Annotated in this window: 9 protein-coding genes; 5 read left to right on the top strand and 4 right to left on the bottom strand. The window is 46.8% G+C overall.

The features are described from left to right. Window positions 1–193: 193 nt before the first annotated feature. The 4 genes from Q5691_RS07810 to Q5691_RS07795 all read right to left on the bottom strand — a co-directional run bounded on the left by Q5691_RS07810 (window position 194) and on the right by Q5691_RS07795 (window position 5,468). Window positions 194–2,599 (bottom strand): cache domain-containing protein, encoded by a 2,406-nt coding sequence (locus tag Q5691_RS07810; protein WP_333344364.1) that lies wholly within the window; start codon window positions 2,597–2,599, stop codon window positions 194–196. Window positions 2,600–3,293: 694 nt separating this feature from the next. Continuing rightward, window positions 3,294–3,758: a hypothetical protein gene (locus Q5691_RS07805; protein ID WP_333036242.1), complete on the bottom strand. Its 465-nt coding sequence runs from the start codon at window positions 3,756–3,758 to the stop codon at window positions 3,294–3,296. Window positions 3,759–4,094: 336 nt separating this feature from the next. Beyond that, the gene (locus tag Q5691_RS07800; RefSeq protein ID WP_333208767.1) at window positions 4,095–4,655 is read right to left on the bottom strand and encodes a sugar O-acetyltransferase; all 561 of its coding nucleotides are present in this window, start codon (window positions 4,653–4,655) and stop codon (window positions 4,095–4,097) included. A 138-nt stretch (window positions 4,656–4,793) separates the two neighbouring features. Next, complete coding sequence (locus Q5691_RS07795; protein ID WP_333208769.1) at window positions 4,794–5,468, bottom strand: MBL fold metallo-hydrolase; 675 nt, start codon at window positions 5,466–5,468, stop codon at window positions 4,794–4,796. Between the two features lie 33 nt (window positions 5,469–5,501). On the opposite strand from Q5691_RS07795, the gene Q5691_RS07790 reads away from it, so the two are divergent. The 5 genes from Q5691_RS07790 to Q5691_RS07770 all read left to right on the top strand — a co-directional run bounded on the left by Q5691_RS07790 (window position 5,502) and on the right by Q5691_RS07770 (window position 12,695). Further along, complete coding sequence (locus Q5691_RS07790; RefSeq protein WP_333208770.1) at window positions 5,502–6,974, top strand: site-2 protease family protein; 1,473 nt, start codon at window positions 5,502–5,504, stop codon at window positions 6,972–6,974. Between the two features lie 201 nt (window positions 6,975–7,175). Continuing rightward, window positions 7,176–7,775, top strand: a complete 600-nt coding sequence (locus tag Q5691_RS07785; protein ID WP_333311943.1) for a hypothetical protein — start codon at window positions 7,176–7,178, stop codon at window positions 7,773–7,775. A gap of 126 nt (window positions 7,776–7,901) precedes the next feature. Further along, complete coding sequence (locus Q5691_RS07780) at window positions 7,902–8,972, top strand: DUF6745 domain-containing protein (protein WP_333311944.1); 1,071 nt, start codon at window positions 7,902–7,904, stop codon at window positions 8,970–8,972. Window positions 8,973–9,134: 162 nt separating this feature from the next. Beyond that, entirely contained in the window at window positions 9,135–10,316 is a 1,182-nt protein-coding gene (gene sat / locus Q5691_RS07775) for a sulfate adenylyltransferase (RefSeq protein WP_333208774.1), read from the top strand. A gap of 207 nt (window positions 10,317–10,523) precedes the next feature. Continuing rightward, the gene (locus tag Q5691_RS07770; protein ID WP_333344362.1) at window positions 10,524–12,695 is read left to right on the top strand and encodes a caspase family protein; all 2,172 of its coding nucleotides are present in this window, start codon (window positions 10,524–10,526) and stop codon (window positions 12,693–12,695) included. Window positions 12,696–12,738: the final 43 nt, after the last annotated feature.

Here is a 12,738-nt window from a genome sequence, read left to right as displayed (position 1 = left end):
TGGTTTGTAAGGCAATTATCTATGTATATCTTGCCTTACAGATTTTTTTTGGCTCACTTTTTCAGTGCCATTGGACTTCAGTCCTCCGTTTTATGAGGACTAAAGTCCTCGCTACAAACCGACATTAAGCTTTTCGCGGAACTGGCGGGCAAGATTTGCGACGGGTTTCCCTGGCGACAAAATGCGATAGATATCAAAAGATGGGCAATTTTACCCTAAACTCAGCACCGCCCCCAGTTTGAGATTTCATTTGAGGTTTAACCGGAGATTCAACTGTCAGCCTGCCGCCGTGCAATTCTACAATAATTTTATAGCACACCGACAGCTCCAACCCTGTAAAATTTTTAAAGGATTTAGTATGGCCAAACTGGTCAAATATTCGGGGTTGAATTTCCGGCGGAATTATAGAGCCATTGTGGGCGATCGATACAACAATAAATCTGCCTTTATATTCCTCGACAATATCGGTTTTGATTGTAATAATTTGAGCAGAGTTTTCAATACTTTTAACTGCATCTATAGCATGGCTGATCAGACTCGCGAATACCTGACTCAGTTGACCGGGATAACACAAAATTGGCGGCAGGTTGTGGTACTCCTTGACTACTAATATTTTTGGCTCCAGTCGGTGAGCCAGCAACAGCAAAAGATTATCGATGCTCTCATTAACGTTGGCGTGTTCTTTGTTGGCTTCATCAGGAAGTGAAAAATTTCGCAAAGCCAGGACTATCTGGCGAATGCCATCGGCTCCTATTTTCAAAAAATTGAGGATTTGTGGCAACTCTTGGCTGATAAAATCTAGGTCGCAAGTCTCTATTTTTTTGGCAATTCGCGGCACAGGTTCGGGATATTGTTCGCGATAGAGGCGAATTATACTAAGCAAATCTTTGATATAATCGTTGAGGTGAATCAGGCGACCGTAAATAAAGTTAATCGGGTTATTAAGTTCTTGGGCAACTTCGGCGGCTAGTTGACCCACCATTGTAATTTTTTCACTTTGTAATAACTGCTCTTCGGTGATTCTTAGTTTGGCTAATACTTCTTCCAAAAGTTTGAGTTCTTCTTGAATTTGCCCGTGGAGTTGGGATTGGGAAATTGCGATCGCCAGCGAGTCTGCAATTGCTTCCAAAACTTGCACCTCGTTGGGAGTCGCAAATCGGCGGTTTGCACAGGCGAACAGATATCCAAGCCGATGATTCTCAGTTAGTATGGGTACTGCTGCGTAGTGACTATTTCTGAGTTCGATATGGGTGTGTTCCTCAGACGCTGTGGCATCAGGGACACCGGTTTTATGTAGCAGTATCGTTTCGCAGCGGTGAAGCCGTGCAGCTAAATCTCCAGATGGCCCTCCTGGAACACCAAAGATTCCCAAGCGCGCCGGCAAACTTTCCCGGCAATATTCCCAGCCAAATTCTAACGTATCTTGTCGGGGATCGTACCATGCGAAAATTGCTCGATCGAGCTTCAGTAAAGTACCGAGTTCGTCTACTGTAGTTTGGAGGATGCGATCGAGTTCCAAGCAAGCGCGAATGCGGCTAGTTAAGCGGTGGAGAAGGGCTTCTGTGCGACTGCGAATGCCATTTAGGGCAAACAGCTTGAGCGCCACAATTGCGGAGAAAATAGCTGCGGCGGCAAGTACGCCGGCGGCTACTGCTAGTATCTTGAAAGGAAGGAGTTCTTTTTCGAGATTGTCGCGGGGAATTACGAGGGCGATCGACCATTCAGCTTGTTCTAAAGGAAGATAGGCAACATAAACTCTGGCGTCCTTGATTTGAGTCAGCACAATGCCAGTTTTTTGATGAACCATCTCCCGCGCTACATTGGCCAAATTAGCATCTGCAGATTCTAAAAGACTGGGAGCCGAATTGTCGATATTTCCAATTAATCGAGCGTCGGGATGCACAATCGGCACTCCTTGAGAATTGAGAACAAAAGCATAAGTTCCGGGGCCATATTCCAGCTTTCCTACTACTTCGGCAATTCGGTCGATGCTAATGACGCCGTTCATTACTCCGATCGGCTTTTGTGCTTTTTTATCAATAGAATTTGCCGAACTTGACCACACCGGAGCCGAAATGGGAACAATACTTTGTCCTTTGAGCGTGCGAGAAATGGTAGGATCGGAAACATAGACTTCCCCAGCAATTGCCTTTTTGAAGTGTTGGCGATCGCTCACATTAATCAACGCTCTGCCGACTTTTGTGGTGAAATAAGAACCGTGGGGATCAATTAATGCCAAGTGCTGGAATTTTTGTAGTCGATTTACTTCCGATTTTAAATAAGGCTCTGCCACTGACCAATTCATGGAACGAACGGGAGGAGTGTGGGCGAGGATTTCGATCTCAGCCTTTCTAGTGCCGAGCCAGCGATCGATCTTGTTGGCGCGAGCCCTAACTTCTAACAAAGCATTTCGCTCGCTTTTGGTGATAATCAAGCGGCGAACGCTTTGATAGCTGATACAACCCGTGATGCTAGCTGCCAGAATTGTTACCCCCAAAATTAAGAGCGCAGTTTGGTACCCAAGATGGTATTCGCCCTTTAATCCCGCTGGCAATAGTCGAGTTAATTTCCACCACTTTACTCTCGCAAAGCTTCGCATGGTTTGACCAATTTGTGAGATTGAAATCTTTAGCTCACCTACGATCTACTCGCCCGCCCGCTAGTAGTCTTAAACTACGAGCATTTAATAATTGCGGGGATTTTTTAATTTTTTCCCACCGAGCATATCCTATCGTTTCCGGTTGCACGGGAATGATATAAAGGACACGGCAGTGCCGTTTCCCTACCCAGGTTAATTGTAGGGACACGGCAGTGCCGTTTCCTGGCGGTGGGTAATATTAATCCCGATGCTACCCGATTGGATATCACTTTGTTAAACAGGAATAATATTATACCACATTTTTGACCAATTAAAAATTTTTATCAACTACTTAATTATTTTTACAATCGTTAATAATTTATGTTATTGAGGTGATGTGAGCAGTAGACTTTTTAGGTGTAGATGTTGGGTGTGTGTCTTAATTAATAGTCCAGACTGTTTTTAGTTTGTAGTCTGAAACCTGTGATTTTCCGTTGGTATTTCGAGTACGCGATCGCGTTGGAACCCTTATTTTGCGGTTGTAATCAAAAACTGTCCGCTGTATTGCTTAATAACAAAATATTAAAAGTTTTTCGTTTATTATTAATGAAATAAAAAGTTGTTAAATCTTTAATTTATATCTCAACACTCAAAAGTATTTTCGGTGCATCCGCTGGCTGAGGCACTGTTAAATTGCCCCAGTTGCGGGATTTGTTTAAAGAACCTTGTGAGTGTGTTCGTGCTGTTTCACATTATCTTCAGTGCGAATGACGCGCTCGGAGTTGAGCACCCTTTTGCGTTCTAAGGAATAAGTAAAGTCGTTGCGAACTGTTCCCAAGGGAATGTGAAGTTGAGCTTGGGGGCGGATTTTGTAAGTGCGGGCAGCGGCGATCGCCCGAAAGCCAAATTCTTCGCTAAACTGAGCTGATGTCGGGAATTCTGGCAACATTTTGGGTGTTTCGCCGTCGAGCACTGCTCCCAAAGTCGTCCCGCAAATCATTAAATAAGATGTGGGAATTCCCTTCAAAATTGCTTCCAAAGCTGCTGAGGGAATAGCTTCGATTACTTGCACTTCAAAAACTTCGCCTTCTTCTTTTATGAAGCAGGTAGCTACACCGACTGCTATGTAGTCGTCGGTGCAGAGATCAGGAGCGTTGGGATAAACTGTTGCAGTCGTCATAAGAAAAGCTTGGTAGTGTGGAAACCGGGAACGAGAAATTATATCATTTCCGGTTACACCGGAATGATGTTGACTGTTGACTGTTGACTGTTGACTGTTGACTGTTGACTGTTCACTGTCAACCGTCAACCGTCAACTCGAATTTACTATTCCGATGCTAACGGATTTGATATTAAGCGATTTTAGATTTTAGATTTTAGATTTGAAATTTGAGTTTTCTTCCAGGGGTTTTTCCCGGGATTTTACGTGAAAAATCTCAAACCGTCTGTTCTAAACCTAAAATTTTTTGGTTAAGCTCCAAGGAGCCGATCGCACGAGTGTGTCGATCGTACCACATCAAGGTAGATGCCGGATGATTCGGCAAGGATTCCCCGCCGCCACGACGTTTGCGGGAATATCTTTGACAACAACACTGCCTGCGCCGATCGTGCTATTGTCGCCAATAGTGACTCCTGGACAAATAATACTGCCGCCGCCAATCCAAACATTATTGCCAATATTAATTTCAGCCGCGAGTTCTTGGCCAGAAAGCCTTATTTCCGGGTCTGTGGGGTGAAGAGCGGTGTAAATTTGTACGTTGGGCCCGCACAGTAAATTTTCGCCAATGTTAACTCGATTGCAGTCGAGAATCACGCAACCAAAATTCATGTACAATCCGTTTCCCGCATAAATATTGCTGCCGTAGTCGCAGTAGAAAGGTGGCTCGATTTCAACTTTTGGCCCAACTGCACCGAACCATTCTGCGAGAATTTCTAACCGTTTGTCTGGTTCGTCTTCGCGGGTATAATTGTAAGTTCTGGCGAGGCGGCGAGCTCGTTGGCGCTCTAAAATTAATTGCTCATCAGCAGCTAAATACAATTCGCCGGCGAGCATTTTTTGTTTTTCGGTTTTTTCCATCAGAGTAGGCGGTTGTAACCGCAACTATACAAACTTTCCTCGCTCTTTAACAGACTGAAGAATAATGTAGGGTGCGCTAGGCGCACCTTACCGCTATAATTAGCGCGTCAGATCATTTTTTGATGTTGTAGCAGACATTTAGGGTTCAGGTTTGGACTGCAAACAAGCAGCTAAATCCAGATTGGCTAATTTCTCAAATGCTCGATCGATCGATCCTTTTCCCCGCAAAAAACCAGTATTTGCACCGGGACAAATATACTGTAAAGTTTCCGGCGAAAATCGATCGATAATTGACTTCACGCTGTTAATTTGCCGGGGCCAGTGAAAAGTTTTTGGCGTCCACAGCGGTACTGGGGCGGCTTCTCGGTTGGGGAGCAAGTGCCTACCCGAAAACACCACTCCACCGCTGCCACTATGATAAAGGCAAGAGGAACCAGGAGAATGGCCGGGAGTCCAAAATGCTTTGATTCGATCGCTCACAACAAATTCTCGCTCAAAAACCGTCACCTTCAAACCCGGCAGTAAATAAGCTTCCTGTTCTTGAATCAGGATCTCGCACCCCGTGGCTTCCTGAATCTCCCGCGCCTTGGCGATAGCGCCACGGTGGGTGAGGAACAGCAGTCGCACGCCGCCGTGTTCCCGCAAAAATGTTTGGTTAATCTCATCCCAAGCGGGACAATCCACCAGGATGTTAGTTTGGTTTTCTACAATGAAATAGGCTGTTGCACCCAGGGTATCCCGGTTAGGGGGGAAAGCCAGAATATTGTCGAGCACGGGCCTGGGTTGTTTGGAGACTGAACTCTGTTGTTTCAAGGAAGTATTTCAGAAGGGAATGGGATAAATATTATGTTCTTTTTACTATGGTTGTTCGTATTGGGGCTGATCTCGTACTACTTGTTGCAAAACGGCACCAGCCGCATCACTAGGACTCCGATATGGCTGCTGTGGCTGGTAATGATGGCGCCCGCGCTGATTTGGGGTGGTTGGATTTTAGTTTACGGCACGAGCAAAACTGTACCGCCGGAGTTGGTAATTATACCTTTTCTGGTTTGCCCTTTTTTGTATTGGTTTTTGGTACAGTTGGGGCGCAAGAAAATTACCGCCGAAACTGCTGAGCAGATAGCAAACTCTGCGACTGAACCTGCAAAGCCAAAACCGCCCGTGCGCCCGATCGATGCAGCGGAAGAAGCGAGTTTGCGCGATTGTTTTCCTTGGTCAATTTACTTTTTGCGAGATTTGGAATTTCGGCCACAGGCTGTAATTTGTCGCGGACAGTTGCGTACCAACCCGGAGGCGGCTTATCAGGCAATTCGGGAGAATGTGGAGAGGCTTTTTGGCGATCGCTTTTTAGTAGTATTTCAAAACAGCTTGAGCGGTCAACCTTTTTTTGCTATAGTTCCCAATCCCAGCCACCAATCAGGGGAAACTCCTGTCAAAACCGAATCTGTAACCAGGCCATTTTTTGCATTAGCTTTGCTGCTGATCACGGTGTTTACGACTACCCTTGTCGGGACGCGACTTGCCGGAGTTACTGAACAAGCTTTGCAGTCTAACCCATCAATGTTGCTGCAGGGTTTGGCTTACTCGCTGGCTCTAATTACAATTTTAGCAATTCACGAATCCGGCCACTATTTAGCTGCCCAATTCTACAAAATTCGCACGACTTTGCCTTATTTTATCCCGATTCCTTTTTTCTTAGGAACTTTTGGGGCTTTCATTCAAATACGGAGTCCAATTCCCAACCGCCGAGCTTTATTTGATGTTAGCATTGCCGGCCCCCTGGCGGGTTTAGTGGCGACAGTGCCCTTATTAATTTGGGGTTTGAATCATTCGACTATTGTACCGCTGTCTGACAAGTCGGGAATGTTAAATTTTGACTCTTTCAAACCCAGTTTTTCGCTGCTGATGACTTTGTTGAGCAAGTTAACCTTGGGTGGCGCTTTGAATGCGGAAACTGCGATCGATTTGCATCCGGTAGCGGTGGCGGGTTATTTGGGTTTGATCGTGACGGCGTTTAATTTGATGCCGGTGGGACAACTCGACGGCGGGCACATTGTACACGCGATGTTCGGCCAGCGAGCGAGTATGGCGATCGGGCAAGTTGCTAGACTTTGTATGCTGCTGCTTTCTTTTTTGGAACAGGGTTTGCTGCTGTGGGCGATTATTTTGTTTTTCACACCGCTAAACGACGAACCGGCGTTGAATGATGTCAGTGAATTGGATAATCGGCGGGATTTTTTGGGGCTAATGGCGATCGGGCTTTTGTTAATGATTTTGTTGCCCGCGCCCAGGGTACTCCTTGAGTGGTTAAATGTTTAGCAGGAAGAGGGAAGTTCGGCAACGGATTCTGTAACGGATTTAACTAACAGATCGATGTCGAAGTTCGAGGGAATAGAGAGGAAGAAAGAAAAGAGAGGTTGACAAAATCCTGCAAGGGTTGCTATACAAGCGAGTTTAGAATTTATCCACTCGCTTTATATCTCGAAGTAATCTTTATTTTCACCGACTGATTAGAGAAATATGTCTTACAAATCCTTTACTTTCCAACAATTAGAAGAGCGATTTGGATTGAAGCTATCACTCAGTCCTATCTTGAGTGCCAAGGTGTTTCCTGTAGAACCATCCGAATGGCTTTGGAGAGCAATCGAAATTAGTTCTAACACTGCTGTTACAACTGTAAAAGAACGTTCGGAACGGATTGTTTCTCCTATTCTGTTAGAATTTAGAGAAAGGAACAACAGACAATTTTCTATTTTTTCTGGTTGGTCATTTGATGTAGATGCTGATCAGGGATTGAATGGGGAATGCGACTTTCTATTGTCTTCCGTGCCGTTTGATTTTGAAATAAAAGTTCCGGTTTTTGCCTTGAGAGAAACTAAAGGCGGAGAAATAGAGTCTTGTTTGCCACAGTGTGCAGCACAAATGGTAGCTGCTCAGCTATTTAACGAACGCGAACACAATTCCATACCTGCAATATATGGCTGCGTAACTACTGGCGTTGTCTGGCGGTTTCTTAAATTAGAAGAAAATAATTTGATTATTGATGTTGATGTTTATTGTCTTGATAATGTTCCTATGATTTTAGGTGTTTTGCAAACAATAATTAATTTATACCAATAATTTAATGAAGATAATAAAATAGTTTGCTATGGGGGATTTCAGTGTTCACTAGAACCTTAATTAGAGTTTTAACTAGATGCGAGAGCGAAAATTTTTAACCGAAAATCCAATAATCTAGCTCTAGAAATGATCGCAATTACTCCCGAACAAATAGCGCTAATTCCGCTCTATCGCGAGAGGTGGCGACAAATTGGACTTTCGATAGAACCAGTCGATCGCCCGCAAGCGACAGCGGCCATCAACACCGCCTACAACATCATCGGCTGTCCTGAACCGAAAATTATTTTCTGTGACAGCCCTTACATAGCTTTGGAAGCAATTGAACCGCTAAGGATACGCGATTCGGGCCTGGGAACTGCCAGCGAAATCCGAAACAAAATTCATAATGAATTGTACGATATATTAAGAAGTCAACTCGGCAGGGAATTAGAAAATAAGATTTACAGCCAACTCTATAATCCGCTGTACGCTCAACTAATGAATCAACTGCACCTTCATGTTAAAGACGAAGTTTACGTCAAATTAGCACGTAAGTTGGGCGGGAGATTTCAGAGATTCCTGATCGATCAGGCTTATCATAATAACAGCATAGTTTCCGAACTGTCAGCCTGTCACGGAAGTTGGGTGGATTTTTGTATTGGCGTGTTAAATTTGGAGTACGATCGCCCTTTATACTCAGCCTTTAAATCTTTAGTGGAAAACTGCGGCTGGATTTACCCGTTTGAGAGAATGTGCTTTGTGTGCGATCGCCCGATACAACTTCATTTTGATAGCGAATATTTGCTCCACGCTTTATGTCAACCAGCGGTTGAATTTGCTGACAAGTTCAGTGTATACTCTTATCGTGGCGTCCGACTGCCGGAAAGAATCGGTCAACTTCCGCCCCAATCTTGGCAAGCTTCATGGCTGTTCACAGAACATAATGCCGAAGTGCGGCGAGTTTTGATTCAGGCGATCGGCTATCCGAGAATTTGTCAAGAATTGCAAGCAACTGAATTGGATAGTTGGCAAGAATATACTTTGTTGAAAATTGAGAATAATATTGACATAGAGCCAATTTATTTGTTAAAGATGACTTGTCCGAGTACGGGACACCTTCATGTTTTGCGAGTGCCGCCAAAAGTGGGCTCGGCTAAAGAAGCGATTAGCTGGGTAAATTGGGGAATAGATCCCGAAGAATTTCAAGTCCAGACTTGAGGGAAACTTTAGAGTTTTGAGTGCGCGAGTTTACAGTTAAAGAATTACAGCGCCACAAAAGTAGCGTTCTGCACAAGTCCAGAACAATTAAAAAATGTAGAATTGCAGCCACCGCTTGATACTATGTACTCTGGCAGCTAAAACCCACAACTTCAAATCGACATGAGCCAGCATTCAGACCGCATTGCCCCTCACGGCGGCATCCTGGTCAACCGCATTGCCACACTAGACCAAAGACAAGAATTTTTCGATAAAGCAGAAGTCTTGCCGCGAGTCCAGCTTTCGGATCGATCGATCTCCGACCTGCAAATGATCGCCATCGGCGCCCTGAGTCCCCTCAAAGGGTTCATGAACGAAGCTGATTATAGATCGGTCGTTAAACAAATGCGCCTCTCCAACGGCCTTCCGTGGTCGGTTCCCATCACCCTCTCGGTAACAGAAGAAGTCGCCGCCCCCCTGAAAACAGGAACTTTAGTGCGCCTCGACACGCCGTCGGGCAAATTTGTCGGGCTCTTGGAACTTGCAGAAAAATATCACTACAGTAAAGAAGAAGAAGCCCTCAACGTCTACCGCACCGACGACCTCAAACACCCGGGCGTCCAGGTAGTAGACAAATCAGGCCCCGTTAACCTCGCAGGCGACATTTGGCTGCTGGAACGCGGACTAGATCCCCGGTTTCCCCAATACCAAATTGACCCGGCGAAATCGAGAATGCTGTTCACTGAAAAAGGATGGAAAACCATAGTCGGTTTCCAAACCCGAAACCCCATCCACCGGGCACACGAATACATTCAAAAATGCGCCTTAGAAACAGTAGACGGCTTGTTTCTGCACCCGCTAGTCGGGACGACTAAGGATGACGACATCGCCGCTGACGTGCGGATGCGCTGCTACGAAATTCTGCTAGAAAAATACTATCCAAAAGATCGCGTAATTTTGGCAATTAATCCGGCGGCGATGCGCTACGCCGGGCCGCGAGAAGCAATTTTTCATGCTTTAATCCGCAAAAACTACGGCTGCACTCACTTTATCGTGGGGCGCGATCACGCTGGAGTTGGCGATTATTACGGCACTTACGATGCCCAATATATTTTTGACGAATTTGAGCCGGGAGAATTGGGAATTGTGCCGATGAAATTCGAGCACGCTTTCTATTGCACACTGACGGAACAAATGGCTACAACTAAAACAAGCCCAAGCACTCCCGAACAACGGGTGCATTTGTCGGGAACCAAAGTTCGGGAAATGCTGCGCGCTGGAAAATTGCCGCCGCCGCAGTTTTCCCGGCCGGAAGTCGCCGCAGAATTAGCCAAAGCCATGAATATTTTCAATTACGAGATTTAAATCTTGATCTTGGGTGTGGGCGACATTCTGAATAGTTTTGAATTTTGAGTTTTGAGTTTTAAATGGGAAATTTTAAACTTAAAGCTCAAAACTTAAAACTTAAAAATTATCTTAATACTAAACACTCACAACTTAATTAAATTCCCTAAAATTATTGAGGGGAATTTAACTGAAAATTCAAAACTTAAAATTCAAAGCTATTTAAAAATGGGACTCAAGCGGCGGGAATTTTTGCAGCAAGCTGGCCGGGTGCTGGCCGCCATCGGCATCAGCGAGGCCCTGTGGCTGCCGTTGGGCGATCGCTACCTCCAAGCCTTAGCGCAACCGACAGCCAGGAAATTGGCTTTGTTGGTGGGCGTTGACAAATATCCAGACTCGCCCCTGCACGGCTGCGTCACGGATGTGGAACTGCAGCGGGAACTACTGATACATCGGTTTGGGTTTGTGCCGTCGGACATTTTGACTTTGACTGACGCTCAAGCTACGAGGGAGAATATCGAGACGGCTTTTATCACTCACTTGACTCAACAAGCAAAACCCGGTGACGTGGTAGTTTTTCACTTTAGTGGCTGCGGTAGCCGAGTCAGTTTGGGCGAGTCTCCCGGAAAAATCCAAAACAGTTTGGTGCCGGCGGATGATGTTTTGCCGCTGTTAGCAAACCGGGCGGTGAACGATATTTTAGAGGAAACGCTGTTGCTGTTGATGCGATCGCTCGCGACAGAAAATGCGATCGCCATCCTCGACACCAGCTACCACTATCGGGGTTTCCCCACAAACGGCAACTTTCGCATTCGCTCCCGCCCCCGCCCCACCATCGGCGAGCCTCGCCTCGCAGAATTAACGTTCGCCGAAGGCCTCCGAACCCGCAAAAATCTTCGTCCTGCGGCCACCGTACTTGCCGCCGGTGCGGATTCCCAACTCGCCGCCGAACAAGAGTGGAACGGATTTACCGCAGGTTTGTTTACCTACGCCCTCACCCAAACTTTGTGGTGGGCAACTCCCGCTAGCAGCTTCAGCGTCAATTTCAGTCGCGCTGCAGGTACTGTCGAGCAAATCGCGGGGTTATCGCAGCAACCGCAAATTCTCAATCACGATTTAACAACCGCGGCGGCGGTAAATTTTTCAAATTTAATCTTCAATTCCCCTGCATCTGACGGCGCTGTGACGGCGGTGGAAGAGGGGGGCAAAACTGTGCAGTTGTGGCTGGGCGGTTTGTCGCCCTCGGTTTTGGAGTGCTCCGGGGGTTCTGTGTTTGCTGTGGATTCCTCCGAGGGCGCGAGGCTTTTGCTGCGGGGACGCACGGGCCTCTCTGCTAAAGCCCAAGTTTTAGACGGGTTCGATCGAACAAACGGCGAATTAACTGTCGGCGAACTCGTGAGGGAAGAAATTCGGGTATTGCCGCGAAACATCGGTTTGACAGTAGCTTTGGACTCAGGTTTGGAACGCATCGAGCGCGTGGACGCTACCAGCGCCTTTGCGACTGTGCCGCAAGTTTCGGCGGTAGGCAGCGAGCAATTGGCTGACTGTCGGTTCGGCAGAGTCCCGGAAACAACTTTAGCCGAAACAGTCTCGCCTCACGAGCCTGCTTTGTCTCAAAGCCGTTACGGTTTGTTTTCTTTGGCTCAAATGCTGATTCCCGATACTGAGGGCGATGGGGGAGAAGCAGTCAAGGTGGCGGTGCAGCGCTTGACTCCGCAGTTGAAAGCGCTGCTGGCTGGGAAGTTGCTGCGGCTGACAGCCAATGAGGGATCTTCACGCCTGAAGGTGCGAGCAGTGCTGGCAACTACTGCACCCCAAGCGCGGGCCGTGGCGCAGCGAGAGCCGGTGCGGGCAGGCGGTGATTATCGGCTGGAACCGCTGAGCGGGGAAAGTGAGAAATCCGCCAGCGCTCATATACTAAGTTTAACAGAAGGCAGTCGAGTTCGGTACAGATTGTATAACGACAGCGATCGCCCGGTTTACTTTGCGGTGTTTGGCTCGGACAGCGCGGGACGGCTGTCTGTGCTCGGCGCTGAGGGCAAAGAGGCTGTGGGTGGAATGTCGCGGGCGATCGCTCCGGGAGAGAATTTGACCGTGCCGGCGGCTGGGACGAGCGGGTGGCCGGTATCTGCGCCGATCGGACTTGCGGAAATTGTGATTATATTTAGTGAGAATAGCTTCGATCGAACTCTGGCTGCAATAGAAGCCGAAATGCAGCAAACGAGGGATGCGCTGCCAATTCGAGTGTTGTTGAATCCTTTAAATGTGGCGCGCGCGGTGCTCGAAGATTTGCACGCGGCTAGCATTCCGGGGGTACAGAAAGTGGGGATATCGACGGATGATTGGGCTTTGGATGTGAATGTTTGGGCAACTCTGAGTTTTGTTTATCGGGTAGTTTAAGTGAAAAATGGGGACTGGGGAATGTTTTCTATAACCTATAATC

The sequence above is a fragment of the Microcoleus sp. w1-18aA5 genome (assembly GCF_036701705.1).
Classification (GTDB): domain Bacteria; phylum Cyanobacteriota; class Cyanobacteriia; order Cyanobacteriales; family Microcoleaceae; genus Microcoleus.
The sequence above is the reverse complement of the archived record's forward strand: the minus strand, read 5'-3'. Positions and strand labels throughout refer to the sequence as shown.

Bases quoted from the DNA above. Each gene is read 5' to 3' on its own strand.
- Q5691_RS07810 (WP_333344364.1), bottom strand. From the start codon at position 2,599: ATGCGAAGCTTTGCGAGAGTAAAGTGGTGGAAATTAACTCGACTATTG.
- Q5691_RS07805 (WP_333036242.1), bottom strand. From the start codon at position 3,758: ATGACGACTGCAACAGTTTATCCCAACGCTCCTGATCTCTGCACCGAC.
- Q5691_RS07800 (WP_333208767.1), bottom strand. From the start codon at position 4,655: ATGGAAAAAACCGAAAAACAAAAAATGCTCGCCGGCGAATTGTATTTA.
- Q5691_RS07790 (WP_333208770.1), top strand. From the start codon at position 5,502: ATGTTCTTTTTACTATGGTTGTTCGTATTGGGGCTGATCTCGTACTAC.
- Q5691_RS07785 (WP_333311943.1), top strand. From the start codon at position 7,176: ATGTCTTACAAATCCTTTACTTTCCAACAATTAGAAGAGCGATTTGGA.
- Q5691_RS07780 (WP_333311944.1), top strand. From the start codon at position 7,902: ATGATCGCAATTACTCCCGAACAAATAGCGCTAATTCCGCTCTATCGC.
- sat (WP_333208774.1), top strand. From the start codon at position 9,135: ATGAGCCAGCATTCAGACCGCATTGCCCCTCACGGCGGCATCCTGGTC.
- Q5691_RS07770 (WP_333344362.1), top strand. From the start codon at position 10,524: ATGGGACTCAAGCGGCGGGAATTTTTGCAGCAAGCTGGCCGGGTGCTG.